The sequence below is a fragment of the Brevibacillus sp. FSL K6-6036 genome (assembly GCF_037964015.1).
In the GTDB taxonomy this organism is placed as follows: Bacteria; Bacillota; Bacilli; order Brevibacillales; family Brevibacillaceae; genus Brevibacillus; species Brevibacillus borstelensis.
In genome coordinates this window covers 908,043-922,594 of record NZ_CP150173.1, presented here as the reverse complement: position 1 = coordinate 922,594, position 14,552 = coordinate 908,043, and the positions used below count along the sequence as shown (strand labels likewise).

Below are 14,552 nucleotides of genomic sequence, written 5' to 3'. Positions count from 1 at the left end.
TAACTATACCTATTTTCCTTTGGTAAATTCCACAACTTTTTACAACAGACAAGCACGATCCAGTGAAAAGAGGCAAGTCTCCCTTTTTCCCACATACATATGGTGTACAAGGGGGCAGTATTTTGTCCTTTTCCCCCTAACAACAATGTACATGTAAAGGATGGGAGCGAACAGACGATGTTGGTTTTGCTTGAGCATATTTTTCTCGGAATCGTACAGGGCTTAACCGAATTTTTGCCGATTTCCAGTACAGGCCACCTGGTTTTGTTCCGGATGCTGTTTGATATGCAGGAAGCCGGGCTGCTGTTTGATACCATGCTTCACTTTGGCACCCTCATCGCGGTGGTGATCGTCTTTTGGTCCGAGGTTCGACACGTTTTATTGAATCCGACCGGCAAGCTGGCACGATTGCTGTTCGTCGGAACGATTCCTACGGCCGCCATCGGTCTTCTTTTTGAGGACTTCTTTGAAGAAATATCACGGACTGGTTTGACGATCGGCTGGGAGTTCCTCGCTACTGGAGCGATCCTGTGGGCGGTAGAATCCATGCGCAGAGGAACCCGCACCTTTGAACAAATCACCTACGCCGACGCCCTGATAATCGGAACGCTGCAGGGTGCCGCCATTTTGCCTGCCATCTCCCGTTCCGGACTGACTATCGCAGGATCACTGATGCGCGGGATTGCCCGTGCGGATGCGGCCCGTTTTTCGTTTCTCCTGTCGCTCCCGGCTATTTTGGGGGCATCGGGTTTGCAAACGGTGAAGCTGATAAAAACTCCACTGGAAACAATCGATCTCATACCGATGATTGTAGGAACGGGATTTGCTGCAATTGCCGGCTATGTAGCCATTCGCTGGATGCTGAAAATTATCAGCAACGGTTCGATGAAGGGCTTCGCCGTCTACGTATGGATACTGGGAGCCGTCATCCTTGCCATGCAATTCATGGGACATTGATCGGACAGACAGGTGGCCGTGTAACAGGGTCCGACCTGTCTGTCCGACCGCCATGCAGCGCCGCCACACAGCCTTGCAACGGATCGAAACCGCATCAAGCGGCCTGAAAAACGGCATCAAAACGGCCTCGAAACGGCATGAAAAAAGCCGGCCCTAAGCCGACCGACTCCTTCATTTGCTTTCTTCCCTGTCGTCATAACGGCTGGCGACCAGTTTGGCTACAAGCAGGACAATCCCGTAAAACGCCGTGGCTAACAGCGAGGTAGCGAGCCAGGTCGCCGTTCCCAGAAACAGATACAGCAGTGCGTGAGCGGCAAAGATGCCGATCAACCAGACGAACACATTCATTCGGTTTATAAAGGACGCCAGGCTGTGCAAACTACGACACCTCCAACAAGAGCATCTCTTGTTGTTATTGCCGTTCCCGACTGAAGTTATCCCCGCCCATAATCACTTTCCTCATTTCCCCCAACCACCGAAAAGCCCGCCCGCTCGAGGATGTTTGCCAGCACGTCCAGCGGAGTGTGCGCCACCTGGGCGTAAAGTGCCTGGGTATGCAGGTGAGTGGCATTCGGAAAATCCTCCTGCAACTGGGAGCGCAATTTCTTGCCGCTGTCATCCTCGTCCGTAAAGATGTAGATCTCTTCTTCCTCTTCCAATTGCTCTTCCAGATGGGCGGCTTTTTCGGCGCTGTATGACCCGTACGTACAGACGATCAGGACCGGCTCCGCCAATACTTTTCGGAGCCTTTCCCTGTCTGTTTTTCCCTCGACGATAATAGCCCGTTCGTGATCCATCCCGGAGGCCTCCTTTCCCGGTTGTTCCACAAGTTATTTTATAGACTTAGTATACCTTACTTGTGTAAAGCGGGAGCGATATTGCGGCAAAAAGTGGCTGAGTAACGAGGTGATCGGGATGGAAACGTAACAGTGAGATGAACCCCGGAAAGGAATGAGTGCCACATGGCAAAGTGGAAAAGCGCGAAAAACCTGAACCAAAAAGGCTTGGCAGTCACGGGCTTGACGAGCAGCACAGTAGCTGACGACACGCATACAGAAGACAATCAGGGCCATTCCAAAGCGCATAATCAAGCGGATCGTACAAACGACAATCGTCCCATGTAGCAGGGACTGCTGGCTGAAGGAGCCTGACGGAACCTGAATAAACCGATCATAAGCAAAGAAGCCTGCTATCAAACAGGCTCCTTTGCTTTTTCATAAATTACCGCCGTATAGACGCGGCTTCACCCACCTATGCCCAGCAAGCGAACCGTGAATAAAAAGCGATGAGCAGCGTCTGCGGATATTCCTTTACTTTATCTAGGCTGCCTGCTATTCTGATCTGGTAAAAATATTTTGTCTGAATATTCGCAGGACGGAGAGATGGGTGTGGAATCGTCAGCATTGTGGAAAAACCGTTCGTTTCTGCTGCTGTGGCTGGCTCAGCTGACTGCCAATATCGGCGACCAGTGCTACAGCTTTGCCTTGCTGTGGTATCTCCTGCAAGCCACCCAATCAGGGACAGCGCTGAGTCTGCTGGCCATCCCTGAAATGACAGCGGGCTTGTTGTTCTATTTAATCGGAGGCGTACTGGCGGACAGATACAATCCTCGTTCGCTCATGGTCGGAGCTGACCTGGCCCGCATCAGTGTCGCTGTCCTCGTTGGAATCATGACAGCACTCGGCGTCAAGCAGTTCGCTTTTTTCCTGGCCGCCCAATTTTTGATCGGTGTTTTCTCCAGCCTGTTCCACCCAGCTCGTACGGTCGCATTGAAGGCAATCGTCCCTATTGAACAGTTAAGCCGTTCCAACGCCATCCTGGATACCACCTTCCGGACCGTGCGTATCGCCGCGCCAATGACGATCGGTGTAATTGCAGCGTGGGTGCCCTTGTCCACCCTGTTTTTTATCAATGCGTTTGCTTATCTGCTGTCAGCATGCTTCCTCTATGCCCTGGGGAAAATCCCGCGAAGCGGTCAGGAAACGGTGACGAGCCGTTTATCTGCGGGGCAGTACATTCGCGACATCGGATATGGCTTAAAAGAGCTTCAAACCAATCGCTTGTTGTTCGTTATCCTGCTATTCAGCAATATGGGCTTCCTCGTCTGGCAGGTGTGCTGGAACGTAGGGTTTCCTTTTCTCGCAAACGAGATGGGGCAAGGCGACAGCAGTATGCTCGCAGTCCTGATCGGCTTCTACGGGATAGGAAATCTGCTCGGCAGTCTCTTTATGGCCCGCCTCCAGTATCAGCGCCACCTGCTGGTCATCATCGCCGGTTGGCTTGTTCAGGCGGTCGGATTTCTTCTGCTGACGCAGGGGCTCGCCCTCCATTGGCTCGCTTTTTTGGCAGCCGCCATCGCGGGCGTTGGCGGACCTTTGATCGGAATCCCCACCGTTACCGCCATCCAAACAAAGGCGGCCGATTCCAACACCGGCAAAATCTATGCGCTGAATATGCTGATGTTCACCGGATTTTCCATGCTCTCCAGCAGCATGGGGGCCCTGTGGCTCGGAACATGGCCCGTCAAAGAGCTATTTTTCGCAAGCGGATTGTTCCTGGCCATTATGTGTGCGCTCGGATTGGCACTCGAGCGGAAGGCCAGACAGGACAAACACCAGTCATTCTCGGCATGAGCCGGGGGCTGGTGTTTTCTTTTTGCAGTTTTCAGAAAAGACGGATTGCATTCTTTTTTCTTATGTCATATAATCTGACACAAATATAAAATGTCAGATAAACTGACATAAAAGGAGTGGAAAGGATGGAACCGACATTCGCTTCTCTTGCCTCTGCGATTGATGCTACATGGGTCATGGTCGCAGCCATACTGGTTATCTTGATGCAAGCCGGCTTCGCCCTTTTGGAGGCAGGCTCGACCCGGATGAAAAATGCCGGCCACGTAGCAGGAAAAACCGTGCTCACCTTCGGACTTTGCACGCTTGCGTTTTGGGCCCTCGGTTTTGGACTTACCTTCGGAAACGGCAATGAATTTATCGGGCTTGGCGGATTTTTCTTCGATCCCTCCGGCGAAAACGCTGCTGATTCCTTCAGCAATGCCTTTGCCGCCGACATTCCCATCTCCCTCTTTTTTCTGTTCCAGCTCGCTTTCGCAGCCGTGTCGCTGGCCATCGCCTGGGGCGGCTTTGCCGAGCGGGCAAAGCTCTCCATTTACGTCATTTTCAGTTTTTTGTTTACCATTGTCATTTATCCGGTCATCGGCCACTGGGTATGGGGCGGCGGCTGGCTGGCAGAACTCGGCATGCAGGACTTTGCCGGGTCTACCGTTGTTCATCTCCAGGGTGCCGTTGCGGCTCTGGCGGCCACCATCCTGCTGAAACCGCGGATCGGCAAATACAACCGAGACGGCAGCTCCAACCCGATCCCCGGACACAACCAGGTGTACACCGTACTTGGCGTGATTCTCCTCTGGATCGGCTGGTTTGGATTCAACGCCGGCTCGACACTGGGCAGCACCTCGGGCTTTTTTGCGTATGTCGCATTGACGACCAATCTCGGGGCTGCCGCCGGGGCTGTTGCCGCCATGGCGATCGCCTGGTCCGTCACGGGCAAGGCGGATATTCCGACCATGCTGAACGGCGTCATCGCCGCACTCGTAGCGATTACTGCTTCCTGCGCATTTGTGGAGCCTTGGGCCGCCGTAGTCATCGGTTCTGTGTCAGGTATTCTGACATACTTTACTGCAATCTGGTTTGACAGAAAAGGAATTGACGATCCGGTTTACGCCTTTTCCGTCCATGGCGTGGCGGGTATCTGGGGGACATTGTCCACTGGATTCTTTGCCACTCCCGAATTAGTCGAACAGGCAGGCGTAGGCGCTCCCGGCCTGTTTTACGGCGGCGGTTGGCACCAGCTCGGCGTTCAGGCGCTTGGTCTGGTCGGGTCCCTCTTGTACGTCTTTATCGTTTCGTATGTCATTCTGGCAGCCTTAAAAGCGACTATCGGCCTGCGAGTAACCGAGGAAGAAGAGGTGATCGGTCTTGACCTTAGCGAACACGGGGGATACGGATATCCCGAGCTGCTTCCCGCAGAACATATCTCCTCCTTCAAACGAAACGGCTCTCATTCTCTCACCCGATGATGTCCACCGGATCAGCGAAGCCTCTACTTTTCGCGAGCTTGCCCTCCTGTGCGGGGAGCTGCTGGAAACGTCGCGGCTGGAGGGCATCCGGAGAGCTGCCGAGCTGGCTCCGTTTGCCGTACTCGTCAATCTCATCCACGAGCGTCTGATCCGGCAGGGTGTTCTCCTCGCCGTCCGACAGCTGGCAAAAATGGGCGTAGGTACCCCGCCCGTCCCCTTTGCCTATCTGCAATTCGGCAGCGGCGGCCGGTGTGAACAGGCAGTCGCAAGCGATCAGGACAATGGACTCGTTTATCAATTGCCGCATGGCTTATCGACAAAAGAACGGGAAAATATCGAAGGCTATTTTCATCTTCTGGGAGCCGTCATTGTACAGGGGCTGGAGCAGGTAGGCTATCCCCCCTGCCACGGGAATGTCACATGTGTCTCCGCCCGCTGGCGCGGAAGTACGGAGCAATGGATGGAGCGCCTGGAGCACTGGGCCTCTCACCCTACCTGGGAACATTCCCGCTATCTCCTTCTTTTCAGCGATGCGCGCGTCATTTGGGGGGAGCCTTCCGCCTTCGCCACCGTTGCCGGTTATTACCGGACCCTGCTTACCAACAATCCTCTTCTGATCGAAAGGCTGGTGAGCAATACGCTGTACCATCGCATCCCGCTCACCTGGCTTGGACGGCTGGCGCCTGATCAGAGCGGGCGGTATCAGGGGGCCGTCAATGTAAAGGAGGGCGTCTACCTGCCTTTCGTCAATTGCGTCCGCCATTTCTCCCTCGCCCATGGAATTTACGTCACCTCAACGCTGGAAAGACTGCTTGCGCTGCGTACGCGCAGGATTTGGCCAGAAGCGTTTTGCCGGGATGTCGAACAGCACTTCCGCTTGTTGATGGGACTTCGGCTGATCACCCCCTTGCATTGGAGAGACGGGCAATACGGCAGCAACAGCTATGTCAAATTGGGGGAGCTGTCCCAGGACACTTTGGCGATGCTGCGCCGGGCGATGAAGCTGGCCTTGAAGCTGCACGGGAAGACGAAGAATCTGCTCGATGTCTATCGTCAATAGGGGGGCACCTGCATGGCAAAATGGAATGGCCTCGGCCGCTTGTGGCACCTGAGCGGCCGAACCTGGGGAAAGGGAGTTGCTTCCTGGTGGGAAAACAGCGGAGATCTGGGGGCACATGCCTTTCTGCGTTTTTTGGAAAGAGAACAAGAGCACGCTCGCAAATGTATTGATCTGCCGCTTGCCAATCTGGAGGTCGTCGTGGTGGATCTGGAGACGACTGGCTATGATCCTGACCGCGGTGATGCGATCTTGTCTATCGGCGCCGTTGCCATGCGAGGTGACCGGCTTGTACTGGGCGATTCTTTTTACAGTCTGATCGACCCTTGCCGTCCTATCCCGCCGCACGTCTCCTCGCTTACCGGCATTCGCGAGGAGATGGTGCGTTCGGCACCCGATTTGGCTACCGTGCTGACTCGCTTCTTCCAATTCGTCGGCGACCGGCCGCTGGTCGCCCATCACTCTCGCCACGAACGCAATTTTTTGCGGGCGGCGCTCTGGAAGACGAGCAGGCGGAAGTTTACCCATCGCTTGCTGGACACGATGCTGCTCATCCGGCTGTCGGGCGAGGTGATTGGCAACGGATCGCTGGACGCTTTATGCGCCAGACACAATATTGTTATCTCCCGGCGGCATCATGCTTACTGCGATGCGTTCGCTGCAGCCTCGCTCTGGGGAATCTACTTGTCGCTAGCCCGCCAAAACGGATATACGGATTTGCGGCAGGTCTATGAAGCATTGCGCTAAAAAGAGGGACCGCTCTCGTCTCACACCCAGACACGAGAGAAGGTCCCTCTGCTTTTCAACGTCTTAAAACATACACTTGTTACTCGGCAGACTGAGCGTCAATGACCCGGGCTCCCGTCATCTCGACGAGAGCTTGAAAAGAGACCGGCAGCAGCGATTCCGCAATCCCGGCAGCCGTATAGACGACCGGAAACCGCTCCAGAGAGGAGTCGACGAACACCGGCACCTCTGTTTGCAATGCAAACGGGCAGACCGCCCCCACCTGAAAACCGGTTATCTCTGCTACTTCATCAGGCGAAGCCATCTTCGGCTGACCGCCTTCCAGACACTTTTTTACCCGCTTGGGGTGAATTCTCACGTCGCCTGCCGCCACAAACAATCCGTAGCGGTCACTGCAGCGGAACAGGATGGATTTGGCAATCTGGCCTGCCTCCACACCCAATGCCTGGGCTGCTTCCTCCGTTGTGTTCAGCTTCTCCTGAAAGATCAGAGGTTCGATAGCGGGATCATATTGTTTTACAAAACGGGACACGCGTTCCAATGGATTAGACATAAAATACAACATCCCCTTCGGTCACTTGCCCCGGTCGAACGACAGACGCATACACCCCGAAATGATTGTCATGCCGTTTTACGCAAGTTTTTAATACAGCCGGATTCATCTGGAGCGTATCCGGATCGATGTTGACATAATGGCAGCGCTCACAGTGCTTGTTTACCTGCAGGACAACATCGTTGATCTGCAAGTGCTTGCCGATCCATTCGTCCTCGGCAAACGGACGGTCTTCGTCCAATGCGACTACCAGATTGGCCCGGAACCGTCTCGGATCGATACTTTCCCAGCCGATCAGTCTGGCGATTTCCCTCAGGGAAGCGTCCGTCACCAGCAGGATATGGTCTTCCCAGTTCTTCCCGCCTTCTTGCGGCGTGCTCATCAACGGCGTGATCTGGCGATTGGCAGTACGCGCGACATCAGCGAACAGCGCTTCCTCCCAGCCGTACTCCGCCCCATTCGGCGTTTGAATCCGCACCTCGGGATAGGCTTCTTCACCAGACTCGCCCAGCAGACGTGCTGAATACCCGAGCAATCCGGGGATGATATCCGCACTCAAGTATTTTCCGTTGCGGGATTCGTCCAGAAAAGCATATCCTCTGTCACCGTACAAGCCGAATCTGTCCACCAGGCTGGTCTGAAGCTGCTCGCCTTTCATCGCCTTGACAGGATGACGGAAAATGTTCGTTACTGCCCCGACTCTCTTCATCCCCATACTCCTCCCCACAAGCGTTCTTTTTTATCCGGTGATAAACGATTTTCTCACCCGACTCCAGAAGGTGAGCTTCTTATACCTGGCAAACTTCACTTTCTCTCCCCCTACCCGACAAGTAATCGAGCGGACGTCTTTCCATACCCCTTGCTCCCTGTCCAGCCCAATCATGATCTCCGGGTTCATGACAATCAATTCTACTTCGTGATGATTGGGCAGGACGAGCGAGCTGTTTACCGTCCGATAAGCCTGATTGTTGATAGAAGCAATCTCCGATAACTGAATAGCCTCGATAGAAGGATGCACCAGCGCCCCGTTGACTGCTTTGTTGTAGGCGGTACTGCCTGACGGAGACGAGACGATCAGGCCGTCTCCGCGAAAGGTCTCAAACTCATCCCCGTTTATGTACACACAGGCAACCAACGTAGAGAGCGAGGCATTGCGGATCACCAATTCGTTCAGCGCCCATTTGTCATAGGTGATGCCCTGTTTGGTATGAATCCGGCATTGAACCGTCGGATATTCGACGATAACCGGCTCCGTACGCTGTGTCAGCACCTGTACGAATTCGTCCAGCTCATCGGGGTGCCAATCCGCGTAAAAGCCCAAATGACCGGTATGAATGCCGACATAGGCCGGTTCAAAGCCGTATTGGTGGACAGCCTCCAGAAGCGTTCCGTCACCCCCGATGGACAACACCATATCCGGTTTTTCTTCGGGACTTTCGACGAAACGAAATGGACAGTCCGGCTGCAGCAATTTTTCCCGCAATTGACGGCAAACTTCCCTTGTATAATCATCTTTCCGCAGTACGGTAGCTATTTTCATGGTGCAAACCCTCGCTTTACATAGAACAAAAAGCCTCTTCAAAAAGGCCCTTTGGATATCCTCATCTTGATTTGTCGTTACTAGCCTACGCTCGCTATCACTATATCACAGCTGATGCCGGGATGCATGTTCTTTCCAGCTTTACCATCGGTCTGTCGTGTATTGCTGTCGGCAAAATTCCTGAAGCCGCCGTTTTGTCGCCGGCGTCAGCTCCTCGGGAAGCCCATCCCACGTAAAAAAGCGCATTTCCTCTACCTCGGGGTCACTCGTGTCGCGTTCGTGCAAACGGTATTCCCCGACATGAAAAAGGGCAATGTAATCCCGTTTTCCTTCTCTTTCGCTGTAATACAAATGGCATAGCGACAGCGACTCTGCTTCTGCGCGGCACTCTTCCCACAGCTCGCGTCTCGCCGCATCGGCAAATGATTCCCCTCGCTCGACACCTCCCCCTGGCAAGTACCATCCCTGGACATAGGTGTGGCGAACCAGCAGTACACCCTTGTCCCTGTCTGTCACGATGATGCGCACTCCCAGTGTCAGAGGCTTTCTGAGACGCCAGTACCATCTAAGCAGCGAATGATACCATGCCACGGTCCTCCACACTCCCTGTCTTTGAAAACTTGCTTTCATCTGTCACCATTTTACATTACCTTTCTTCTCCCTGCTATGCGGACAGAAGCAACAAAAAACGTCGGGCCCTTGGAGAAATCGTCACATCGAACAAGAAAACGGGCCAATCGTGTCGATGGCCCGCCGCATGTCTGCGATTCACGCAAATCTTCTTTCCAATTCCCTTACCATGGCTTCCGCTTTTCGCATCCAGTGCTCATCGACTGCGGCATCCTTGTCTACCGGCTCCTGAAATTGATTCATGGCCGCAGACGCAACGGCAGAGTAGTAGCCGATGTCCGATTCAATCCCCTCTCGGTAGACGTGCTTCAGGACAAACGGCGTTCCGAGCTCCAGCCAGGCGTCTTCGCTGTCCAGCTCGCCCTCCTGCACCTGAACGGGAATCCGCAGAAAGACCATGCCCGCTTCGTCCAGCTTTTTATCCAAATAACCCGCATTGTAATCCCAGTTTGCCAAGGTAAAGCCGTCCGGCTCCAGAGCTTCCCGAAAAAAACCATACGTCCCTCTCGTTCCCGGCAAACTGCTTTGAATGGTTTGCATCCAATCCCTGCCTTTCCGACATTTTGCCGTTAGTGTGTGACAAATGGGGGAGAAGTAGTCATTGAAGGACGTTTGGAAAACCTGGCTTTGCCAGGCTTTATGGCGAAGCCTCAGTTGGACCAAAAAAAGCCTCAAGGCGGCTTTGCCTGGAGGCTTTTTGCACTTGGATGCTCACACCTGTACACTCGCCTAGATCAGCGCGATGGACAGCAGAGAGAACAGCGTCAAAGGAATGACTCTTTTCCGGCAGCGGCGACGTGGAATCGGTGCCACGCAGGATGATTCCAACGTTTTTACGACGGGCGGACATGGTACGGGTGGCGGCGGTGGCGGCGGAGCTGGTGCGATCGGTCTGTACGGCGGAAATGGCGGATACGGAGGAAATGGGTACGGAGGGTACGGTGGATATGGCGGGAAAGGACTGACACCCGGGCGGACATCCTCGGCCGGACTGACCCTTTGATCTTTCGGTTTTTCCGTTTCCGCCGGACTTACCCGTGTCGGTCTTTCTAATGGCGCCACCAAGGGAACGCACGGTATGCAATAAGGCTGTACAGGCGGCTGTATGAAAGACTGTACAAAGGACTGTACAAAAGGGAATGGTCTTGTGACACTTTCCGGAGAAACCGCTGTGTAGGGGCTGACCTCAGAATAAGGCATCATTCCGGGATACGGACGGGCGTTCGGTCCCGTCGCGAATGGACTGACTGCTGTATACGGACTTACGCCAGGATAAGGACGACTGTTGGGCCCTGTTTCATACGGGCTTACCGCCGTATACGGGCTAACCCCTGGATACGGTCGGGCGTTGGGCCCCGTTGCATATGGACTGACTGCTGTATATGGACTAACCCCCGGATGCGGTCGGGAATTGGGTCCCGTTGCATATGGACTGACTGCTGTATACGGGCTGACTCCGGGATACGGACGGGCGTTCGGCCCTCCGCTCGCAAATGGGCTGACCGCTGTAAAGGGCGGACGCATATTGGGATCGGCCGGGTCGTACGGGGAACTGTAGGACACTTGCTCTACATCCAACTCATAGCCATCCCAGTCTACTTCCTCCGCCTCGTCGTCATCCACCTCTTCTTCGACTTCCAGATAGACGTGGTCGTTGTCCCAGTCTACGATCTCTCCTTCGTATATCTGTCCATCCAGCGCTTCGATCCGAACCTTTTGCCGGGCATGCTCCTGGCAAACGTTTTGGACCGTATGGCGGATATCCTTGATCATGCTGACAGCGGCAGTGTCAACATGAAACAATTGCTTCTTAGACTCCTCCATCTATTTGACTCCTCCCCTCTGGTGTTTCTTTATTACCATATACGCCAGCCTATGGGGAGGTGTCTATTTTCCAGAGGGGACCAGCCCATTTTCCGATCAGGCCGTACCCATGAGCCTTATCTGTTTGTTGTCGACCCGAGGAACCGGGATGGCAAAAAGGGTTGCAGCGCATCTTCGCGTCCGCTCTCCACATAATCCGCCATCACCTTTGCTGTGACCGGAGAAAGCAAAATGCCGTTCCGAAAGTGGCCGCCCGCAATGGAAACGCCCTGCCATCCCGGTACGGGTCCAAGCAGCGGCATGCTGTCTGCTGTAGCGGGACGCAAGCCTGCCCACGCCTGCTGGAAGGCTGCTGAATGCAGAGCGGGCACATACGGCATCACACCGTCCAATACTTTCGCAAGACCGCTCAGCGTGACATGCCGCTGAAAGCCCGCTTCATCCTCGGTCGCTCCAAGGACGATCTTCCCATCCAGCTTGGGCGTGATGTACCCGGATGTGCCGAAGATGACGGTACGCAAAGGGATTCCGCTGGACGATACCGATGCCACCTGCCCGCGTACCGGTCTGACGGGCACAGCAAAATCGAGCCATTCGGCCATAATCCCGGCCCATGCGCCAGATGCGATCACGGTATGCCCGGCTCGCAGAGGCCCCGTGGTCGTTTCTACACCGACGATCCTGCCCCCTTCTTTTGCCATTCCGGTTACAACAGAGCCGGAAAGAAGCGTCGCTCCCATTTTTTTGCAAGCGGCTACCAGAGCATTCAGCAGCATGCGGTTGTTGATGTGCCCTTCTTCAGGCGAGTAGATCCCCGCGATCGCCTGCTCGGTCAAGAGCGGCTCGACTCTCCGCATCTCTTCCCCTGTCATCCACTCAACCGCATAGCCCGATGCCTTTTGCCACTTGTATTTTTCCAGCAACGCGCCCGACTCCGGCTCGGTAAGAGCTACTGTCAGCAGTCCGGATTTGCACGCCTGCACGTCAATGCCTGTCCTCGCTTCCAGCTCCTCTGCCCATTTCGGATAGAGCTCCAGCGACTTCATGCCCAGCTCCAGCATCGGCCCTGGCTGCGAAAATTCCTTCAGCGGCGCCAGCATTCCCGCTGCTGCCGATGAAGCCTGGCCTCCCCATTCTCCTTGCTCCACTACAGTCACGGCCATTCCTCTACAGGACAATTCATAGGCGAGACTGAGTCCGATGATGCCTCCGCCAACAAGTAAACAGTCGGTCATGCTGCTTCCTCTCCTTATCAAATGGAAAAGCCCACCCTCTCCGGCAGGAAAAGGTGGGCACAACACGCATCCAACGCATCAACGGGCGAAAAAATATCCGCCTGTAACCACTTCCCTGCGCCAGCATGATCTGGATCAGGTGCAAAGGGTCGACGGTCATCGCTTCCGTCCTCTCAGCCCAGCAAGATGGACTCCCCCAGTTACTTTTCATTCTATCAGTTGTCTTCTTCAGTATAGTCCTCTGGCCGCAAATCTGACAAGGGCTGAACTTAATCTTCGTCCTTCACGTCGTAGCTCTCCGGGATCGGCTCATGCTTCTGTTCATCCTCAAACTCCCGGAGCTTTCGGATCTGTTCCAGATGATGCTGAAACTGCTCCTTGTTGATCAGATACTCTTCCCCGTTGTGAACGGCACGGATTCGCCCTTCGCGGATTTTTTCCAGAATGAACGTCTCCGGCAATTCCAGATACTCGGATGTTTCGGCTACAGTCAGGTAGGTTTTAGTCGTCTCCACGAATTCTCGCTTCCAATTCTTCTTTCATTTTTTCAAAGCCGGGCCGCCCGAGCAATGCAAACATGTTGGCTTTGTAGGCCTCTACCCCGGGCTGGTCAAACGGATTGACCCCCAAGAGGTAGCCGCTGATCGCACAGGCTTTTTCAAAAAAATACACCAGCTCACCAAAATGATACGCTGTCAGCCGGGGAATTTCCACTACGAGATTCGGAACACCCCCATCTACGTGGGCCAGCATCGCTCCCTGCAGCACCTTTTGGCGGACGAAATCCATCCCTTTTCCAGAGAGATACTGCAAGCCGTCCAGATTGGCCGGGTCGTCTCCGATGGTGACGTCAACGTCAGATTTATGCACGGTCAAGACGGTTTCAAACAAGTGCCGTGTTCCGCTTTGCAGATATTGGCCGATGGAGTGGAGATCGGTTGAATACTCTGCGGATACAGGAAAAATCCCCTTGTTGTCCTTCCCTTCCGACTCGGCAAAGAGCTGCTTCCACCATTCCGCGAAAAAACGGAACCGGGGTTCGTAGCCGACCAGCACTTCAATCAGCTTGCCCCTTCGATACAGAATATTGCGGACAGCGGCATATTGGTAGCAAGGATTGTCTGCCAGCACCGGCGACAAAAACCGCTCTCTGGCATCTGCCGCTCCTTGCATCAGCTCATCCATATCGATTCCGCCGACAGCGATCGGCAAAAGACCGACGGGAGTAAGAATCGAAAAGCGTCCGCCCACATCCTCGGGAATGACAAAGGTCTCATACCCCTCGCTCTCGGCAAGCTGGCGGAGCGCTCCCTTCGCTCTGTCTGTCGTAGCGTAAATCCGGCTGCGGGCTTTTGGTCGTCCGTACTTTTTCTCCATCCAGCTGCGAAACAGGCGAAAAGCGATAGCCGGTTCCATTGTCGTTCCCGATTTGGAAATGACATTCAAAGAGACTTCTTTTCCCTCCAGCAGCTCCAGAAGATGAGCGAGGTAGACCGGACTGATGTTGTTGCCGACAAAATAAATCTCCGGTACCCGTCGTTTGCCCGCAGGCAGAAGATTGGTGAAGTGATGCCCGAGCATCTCCAGCGCTGCCTTGGCTCCAAGATACGACCCGCCAATGCCGATGACCAAGAGCACATCCGAATTCTCCTGGATTCTCGTCGCTGCCTGGACGATACGTTCCCGTTCACTTTTCTCGCATTTGATCGGCAAGTCCAGCCAGCCGCGAAGCTCGCTCCCTGCTCCCGTCCCCTGATGGAGCTGTATGTGCGAGCGCAATACTTCAGGAGCTAGCTGGTCTAAATCTGTCTGCTCGAAAAATTTGCACGCATGGGAGTAGTCAAAACGAAGCGTCTGGTTCATAGCTCCCTCCCTTGGAAATCCTGCTATGCTCCCTACATCTTATCGCTTCG

At 54.4% G+C, this 14,552-nt stretch carries 17 protein-coding genes and 1 riboswitch; of the genes, 6 read left to right on the top strand and 11 right to left on the bottom strand.

Annotated features, from left to right (window positions below):
• Window positions 1-177: 177 nt before the first annotated feature.
• Complete coding sequence (locus NST37_RS04760; protein ID WP_003391064.1) at window positions 178-957, top strand: undecaprenyl-diphosphate phosphatase; 780 nt, start codon at window positions 178-180, stop codon at window positions 955-957.
• Between the two features lie 171 nt (window positions 958-1,128).
• On the opposite strand, the gene NST37_RS04755 is transcribed toward NST37_RS04760, so the two are convergent.
• Together NST37_RS04755 and NST37_RS04750 are read right to left on the bottom strand one after the other, a co-directional pair.
• Complete coding sequence (locus NST37_RS04755; protein ID WP_003391063.1) at window positions 1,129-1,335, bottom strand: hypothetical protein; 207 nt, start codon at window positions 1,333-1,335, stop codon at window positions 1,129-1,131.
• 56 nt (window positions 1,336-1,391) lie between these two features.
• Entirely contained in the window at window positions 1,392-1,754 is a 363-nt protein-coding gene (locus tag NST37_RS04750) for a toprim domain-containing protein (RefSeq protein WP_024985408.1), read from the bottom strand.
• 165 nt (window positions 1,755-1,919) lie between these two features.
• On the opposite strand from NST37_RS04750, the gene NST37_RS04745 reads away from it, so the two are divergent.
• The 5 genes from NST37_RS04745 (at window position 1,920) to NST37_RS04725 (ending at window position 6,857) form a co-directional block, all read left to right on the top strand.
• Window positions 1,920-2,081 (top strand): hypothetical protein, encoded by a 162-nt coding sequence (locus NST37_RS04745; RefSeq protein WP_003391057.1) that lies wholly within the window; start codon window positions 1,920-1,922, stop codon window positions 2,079-2,081.
• 264 nt (window positions 2,082-2,345) lie between these two features.
• Window positions 2,346-3,590, top strand: a complete 1,245-nt coding sequence (locus tag NST37_RS04740) for an MFS transporter (RefSeq protein WP_024985407.1) — start codon at window positions 2,346-2,348, stop codon at window positions 3,588-3,590.
• Between the two features lie 125 nt (window positions 3,591-3,715).
• Window positions 3,716-5,053: an ammonium transporter gene (locus NST37_RS04735; protein ID WP_031932125.1), complete on the top strand. Its 1,338-nt coding sequence runs from the start codon at window positions 3,716-3,718 to the stop codon at window positions 5,051-5,053.
• Window positions 4,953-6,113 (top strand): DUF294 nucleotidyltransferase-like domain-containing protein, encoded by a 1,161-nt coding sequence (locus NST37_RS04730; RefSeq protein ID WP_003391050.1) that lies wholly within the window; start codon window positions 4,953-4,955, stop codon window positions 6,111-6,113. The genes NST37_RS04735 and NST37_RS04730 overlap by 101 nt, the downstream gene beginning before the upstream one ends.
• Before the next feature lie 12 nt (window positions 6,114-6,125).
• Window positions 6,126-6,857 carry an exonuclease domain-containing protein gene (locus NST37_RS04725; RefSeq protein WP_024985405.1) on the top strand — a complete coding sequence of 244 codons (732 nt, stop codon included), beginning with the start codon at window positions 6,126-6,128 and terminating at the stop codon, window positions 6,855-6,857.
• A gap of 79 nt (window positions 6,858-6,936) precedes the next feature.
• Here the strand turns inward: NST37_RS04725 and NST37_RS04720 are convergent, their stop codons facing one another.
• The 9 genes from NST37_RS04720 to NST37_RS04680 form a co-directional block, all read right to left on the bottom strand.
• Window positions 6,937-7,410, bottom strand: a complete 474-nt coding sequence (locus NST37_RS04720) for a YbaK/EbsC family protein (protein WP_003391046.1) — start codon at window positions 7,408-7,410, stop codon at window positions 6,937-6,939.
• Window positions 7,403-8,119 carry an MOSC domain-containing protein gene (locus NST37_RS04715; protein WP_003391044.1) on the bottom strand — a complete coding sequence of 239 codons (717 nt, stop codon included), beginning with the start codon at window positions 8,117-8,119 and terminating at the stop codon, window positions 7,403-7,405. Before NST37_RS04715 ends, NST37_RS04720 begins: the two co-directional genes overlap by 8 nt.
• 30 nt (window positions 8,120-8,149) lie before the next feature.
• Entirely contained in the window at window positions 8,150-8,950 is an 801-nt protein-coding gene (locus NST37_RS04710; protein WP_003391042.1) for an NAD kinase, read from the bottom strand.
• A gap of 141 nt (window positions 8,951-9,091) precedes the next feature.
• A complete protein-coding gene (locus NST37_RS04705; RefSeq protein ID WP_003391040.1) occupies window positions 9,092-9,541 on the bottom strand; it encodes an NUDIX domain-containing protein in 450 nt (149 codons plus the stop codon).
• Between the two features lie 177 nt (window positions 9,542-9,718).
• On the bottom strand, window positions 9,719-10,120 hold the full coding sequence (locus NST37_RS04700; protein ID WP_024985402.1) for a YugN family protein: 402 nt from the start codon (window positions 10,118-10,120) through the stop codon (window positions 9,719-9,721).
• 189 nt (window positions 10,121-10,309) lie between these two features.
• Window positions 10,310-11,404 carry a hypothetical protein gene (locus NST37_RS04695; protein ID WP_024985399.1) on the bottom strand — a complete coding sequence of 365 codons (1,095 nt, stop codon included), beginning with the start codon at window positions 11,402-11,404 and terminating at the stop codon, window positions 10,310-10,312.
• A gap of 116 nt (window positions 11,405-11,520) precedes the next feature.
• Window positions 11,521-12,639, bottom strand: coding sequence for a glycine oxidase ThiO (gene thiO / locus NST37_RS04690; RefSeq protein WP_031932123.1), 1,119 nt, complete (start codon window positions 12,637-12,639; stop codon window positions 11,521-11,523).
• Window positions 12,640-12,734: 95 nt separating this feature from the next.
• Window positions 12,735-12,847, bottom strand: a riboswitch (TPP riboswitch).
• Window positions 12,848-12,908: 61 nt separating this feature from the next.
• On the bottom strand, window positions 12,909-13,154 hold the full coding sequence (locus tag NST37_RS04685) for an excisionase family DNA-binding protein (protein WP_003391033.1): 246 nt from the start codon (window positions 13,152-13,154) through the stop codon (window positions 12,909-12,911).
• The gene (locus tag NST37_RS04680; protein WP_003391031.1) at window positions 13,141-14,502 is read right to left on the bottom strand and encodes a glucose-6-phosphate isomerase; all 1,362 of its coding nucleotides are present in this window, start codon (window positions 14,500-14,502) and stop codon (window positions 13,141-13,143) included. The genes NST37_RS04685 and NST37_RS04680 overlap by 14 nt, the downstream gene beginning before the upstream one ends.
• Between the last annotated feature and the right edge of the window lie 50 nt (window positions 14,503-14,552).